This window comes from candidate division TA06 bacterium (assembly GCA_004376575.1).
Taxonomy (GTDB): Bacteria; Hydrothermota; DG-26; order E44-bin18; family E44-bin18; genus E44-bin18.
Genome location: SOJN01000032.1, coordinates 1 through 4,274, shown reverse-complemented (window position 1 = coordinate 4,274; position 4,274 = coordinate 1). Strand labels below are relative to the sequence as shown.

Annotated in this window: 5 protein-coding genes; all 5 read left to right on the top strand. The window is 50.0% G+C overall.

Translation table 11 applies throughout. From position 1 onward, the window contains the following. Nucleotides 1-509: 509 nt before the first annotated feature. Nucleotides 510-734 (top strand): DNA-binding protein, encoded by a 225-nt coding sequence (locus tag E3J62_02415; GenBank protein TET47117.1) that lies wholly within the window; start codon nt 510-512, stop codon nt 732-734. A 245-nt stretch (nt 735-979) separates the two neighbouring features. Beyond that, nucleotides 980-1,171, top strand: a complete 192-nt coding sequence (locus E3J62_02410) for a DNA-binding protein (GenBank protein ID TET47116.1) — start codon at nt 980-982, stop codon at nt 1,169-1,171. A gap of 368 nt (nt 1,172-1,539) precedes the next feature. After that, nucleotides 1,540-3,606 carry a site-specific integrase gene (locus E3J62_02405; protein TET47115.1) on the top strand — a complete coding sequence of 689 codons (2,067 nt, stop codon included), beginning with the start codon at nt 1,540-1,542 and terminating at the stop codon, nt 3,604-3,606. Next, nucleotides 3,590-3,826 (top strand): DNA-binding protein, encoded by a 237-nt coding sequence (locus E3J62_02400; GenBank protein ID TET47114.1) that lies wholly within the window; start codon nt 3,590-3,592, stop codon nt 3,824-3,826. Before E3J62_02405 ends, E3J62_02400 begins: the two co-directional genes overlap by 17 nt. Before the next feature lie 46 nt (nt 3,827-3,872). Further along, the coding region (locus E3J62_02395; GenBank protein ID TET47113.1) for a hypothetical protein at nt 3,873-4,274 on the top strand (402 nt) is incomplete at its 3' end.

Below are 4,274 nucleotides of genomic sequence, written 5' to 3'. Positions count from 1 at the left end.
CCGTTCTTCACACCGCAACTCTCACCGTGGGCAAGCTCTGAAGATGCCTATATGAGAACACTTGTGTCCTGCGCGAGCGAAGGCGGACGGCCCAAGAAGAGAATTGTGAGACCCTACGGCTAAGGCATAAACTTGCCCTGACTGGCCTTTCTACAAAGTAGAAATCGAGATTTGAAGGAAGTGACTGCTGGCGTATGCTGTGGGAGTGTGCAGTTTTTCAACTTCGGTACTTGACAGATTCTGGCGCAGACATTAACATAATGCTGTGCCCATTATTCGATAGAACCGGACAGTAAAAGCGCCCCTGGACAAACGGGCACAGGGGGCAGATCTCCGGCACAGAGGGTCTATTAAGACCCAGAAGCTGTGCCGGTTTTTTTTGAGCAGAAACTGGCCTCGGGTTTGGCGAAGGCGTTAGTGAAGGTGTAGACGACCTAGTAGCATATGGTGATCGACCGCGCGGAAGTGAGTTGGCCCGGGAAACATTGGGGAGAGTAACCTAAAGGGAGGTGGTGGCAGTGGTGAGGAGGTCAAGATCCAGATTCAGTAGGTTGGGCGATGAAGATCTGCTGACTTTCCAAGAGGTCGCAGTCATGCTCAGGATTTCCCTGAGAAGTATCTACCGAATGGTCAACCAATATGGCTTGGAGACGGTGCGTCTGGGCCCTCAATGCGTGAGGGTGAGAATGGGAGACTTAAGGAACTACTTGAGTCAACGAACCATCGTCTACTAAGAAAAGTACGGACAGTCGCACAAAACCGCCGTTTCTAGGTCCAAGTAATTACAACGCCAGTGCTTAGCTGGCGTCATTTTTTTTGCCAACGAGTGCCAGCGGTGGTCAGCTGTGACCAACAGTTATCCCCCTCGATTTGACAAACTTCACTAAGGTCCAGTATCTTTTCGTTGAGTCCTAGGAGAGTCAAAGTCGTCCAAAGTTCCTTGTTCTTCGTCACGGTTGACTAACAAGGGGGGTGAAAGATGGAAGAGCAGCTACTTAACAAGAAGGAGGTGGCGGAGCTACTACACACTACCACCCGCCACGTCATGGACCTGGCCAGAAGAGGAGACTTACCCTCGCTTAAGGTCGGCAGGCTCATTCGGTTTCGACGGAAGGATATCGAGAAGTTCATAGAGCTGCAGCGTGACAAGAGGTCATTCACATTGACCTAGAATGAGAGTTGTCTGGTTTATGTACCCGGAAATTCTGGGTGTCTCGGTCGTCTTCTGGAAAAGTCACGTATGCTGGGGCTTCGGCCTAACTCACAGCATTTCAAGGTCTTAGTGTTTATGTCCCAACAGGAAGTTCGGATTGGTTTATGTACAAGGCGGTGCTTGAGTCCGATGAGGATAAACGATGGCTAACGTATTCAAGCGTAACAACAAAGACGCTCGCGTAGCGTGTTATGTACCACGCAAGTAGCACCAACCATCAGTCCGCGAGAGGGATATCGTACATATTTTGACACTAAACTCATTTGTCTGCAGTCAACTGTAACGTAGGCGATCCAAATCGCCTTATACGTTCTTGGCGATGTGAAATGAAAGTGAAAAGCCTACAGGAGTTGCTCGATATCTTCGTGGTGCAGACGGCTGACAGGAACCGCGTTGCCATGACCAAGACAGCCGTTCGACACACTATCAAGGCGTTGGGTGTCAAATCAGCATCGGAGATTCCCGTGTCTGCCTTTGATGGGATGTTGGATATTCTGGAAAGTCACCTTAAGAAACAGAACTCTTCTAGAGTAAAAGTGCGCAACAACAAGTCATTCCTCAAGAGGCTCACTGACTGGGGCCGCAAGAGAGGTCTAGTGTCGACGGACCGCTCTGAGGAAGTGTCAACGACCTGGCGTGACACCATCGAAGCGTATGAACATCGTTTCGGGCGAAAGGGAAGTTCTCGCTGGTATGGTTTGGGGAAATGGGCCTCGTCCAAAGGACTGGGGCCAGCCGACCTTGCGCCGAGTGACCTAACAGAGTTTGCACAGAGCCTTCAGGGAACGGTCGGGTGTGTGGAGTGGCGGAGGGTCTATCACGATCTCGAGACCATGTGGGCCTATGCCGCGCCCGAAGGCGTACTTCCGTACTTGAGATTTCCCTCCATCCCCCACAAATTCCCTCCATATCGCCTGCCCCTAGAAGAATGGCCTTCTCAGATGCAGAAGGATTATCAGAAATACAGGAGTTGGGCCACAGACGACTTCGTGCGTGGCAGACCCAAGAGAAACAAGCAGAACATAAGTACTGCAACGAAAAGACTAAAATCTCTCGAAAGGTGCGCAGGATACTTTGTGAATGTCCTCGGAATTCCAAAGGACCAACTGGACCTTTGTACCTTTCTTGACGAATACCTGATCAGAAGCTTTTTCTCTTGGTTGCGGTCGAAGCGACGAGTTGGTGACATAACACTGATGAGCTATGTAGACGTTCTTATCTCCATCGGTCTGCATTACATCAAGGCCAACAAGGAAGAGATGGCGTGGCTTTGTGAAATGAAGGCAGAACTCCGAGATGCTAGACCAAAGGACAAGTCGGGGAAAATGGTTTCTCTCAATGAACTCCGTTCCGTCCCTGAAAGGCTCAAGCAGGAAAGGCTAGCTTTCGCAGAGAGCTCGCAGCGCCAGAGGAAGGGAACGAATCAGAAACGGTTAGCAATTATGATAAGAAACGAACTAATAATCCGCATTCTGATAGCTAGACCCTTGCGTTCCAGTAACCTCCGCAACGCAAGATTGGGCGACAACATATTCTGTGGGTCACATGGAACATGGCAAATTGTGTTTAGGAACGAGGAGACAAAGACAGGCAACCTGACTAGCTACAGTTTTCCGGAGTATCTTGAACCTTATCTGAAAGAATATCTGGAGGAGGCACGTCCTATTCTTGCTCGCCATACAAATTCAAAGGTTTTGTTTCCTTCAGTGAATGGCCGACCTCTTGGAAGCTCCATGCTGCATAGAATTGTCACGCAGGCCTGTCTGAAGCATCTCGGGAAGGCCGTCAACCCGCATCTCGTCAGAGATATCGTTACCACGGGTATTGTGGAGGAGACTGGAAATATCCAAATCGCAAGCAAGCTTCTTGGGCATGCGAGTGTGAAGACAACAGAACGATACTATTCCCACTTTAAGATGGAGGATGCTGCGAAGGCATACGATCGTATGCTGCAGTCCATGCCAGATCCCAGGACTATTTTGGGGAACGAAGCCAGCCAAACAGAAACTGAAACCGTCCGGCAGTCGCACAACGAAACAAGTCAGAGAAAAGGTCCAGAAAAACAGAACTCTGGAGAGCCTCAGCCTACTCAAACAGCCTCAGGCTACGATTCGGACAAGAAAGGGGGACGACAGCTTCCTTCTGACGCAAGGACTCCTGACCGGCCAGCGCTACACCCCCAACTCGACAAGGCTCGTCAACACCCTTCGATAGGATATTCTAAGACTAAGGAACTGTCAGTTGCAGGAGGCAACATGATCAAAGCTGTGGACCCAAGCCGTGCCTTGAAGAAGAAAGCACCGCACCGTTGCGTATCTGATTCTCCCGGACAGCTTACGCTTGCTTTTGCTCAACAGTGCGACGAGAACTCGAAAGATGGACAGACTCGTTGACATAAACCGTCTGGCTGAAATACTCAGTGTGAAACCAGCCACAATCTACGGCTGGGTGCATGAGGGATACATACCTCACATCAAGCTGGGGAAGCTTGTCCGGTTCAGCGTGAAAGAAGTTGAGGAGTGGCTGAAGGATAAGCGGCGGAGAGGAAGGAAGAATAGAGTACCCGAGGTGGAGTTGGTTTCAAAGGGGCGTAGACCGATAAAAATGACTTGAAAACGAGAGAACTGTGTCGTAAAGTTACTGACCAATAGAGGGGTTGATGAGTATGGGAAGGACCTTCAAGAGAGGCAAGAGCTGGTATATAGACTATACCCACAAAGGCAGAAGAATCAGGAAGACGATCGGCCAGTCTAAGAAGCTGGCTGAGCTGGCTCTTAAAGACATCGAGTTGAAGAGCGCCAGAGGCGAGTACCTGGGGATATACGAGGAGAAGAAGATCCTATTTCAAGACTTTGCCAAGGAATACCTTGCTTTCTCGAAGGCGAACAAGGCCCATAGTTCTTATGAGAGGGATGTCAGAAGCCTAAGGGTACATCTTGTCCCCTGCTTCAAAGACAAGTATCTCTTTGAACTGACCTCTGGAATGAACGAAAGATACAAGTCGAAAAGGCTGGCCAAGGCAGGGCCTGCTACTGTCAATCGGGAACTGGCTTGTTTGAGG

Coding starts and splice junctions, on each gene's coding strand:
- E3J62_02410 (TET47116.1), top strand. CDS start 980: ATGGAAGAGCAGCTACTTAACAAGAAGGAGGTGGCGGAGCTACTACAC.
- E3J62_02405 (TET47115.1), top strand. CDS start 1,540: ATGAAAGTGAAAAGCCTACAGGAGTTGCTCGATATCTTCGTGGTGCAG.
- E3J62_02400 (TET47114.1), top strand. CDS start 3,590: ATGGACAGACTCGTTGACATAAACCGTCTGGCTGAAATACTCAGTGTG.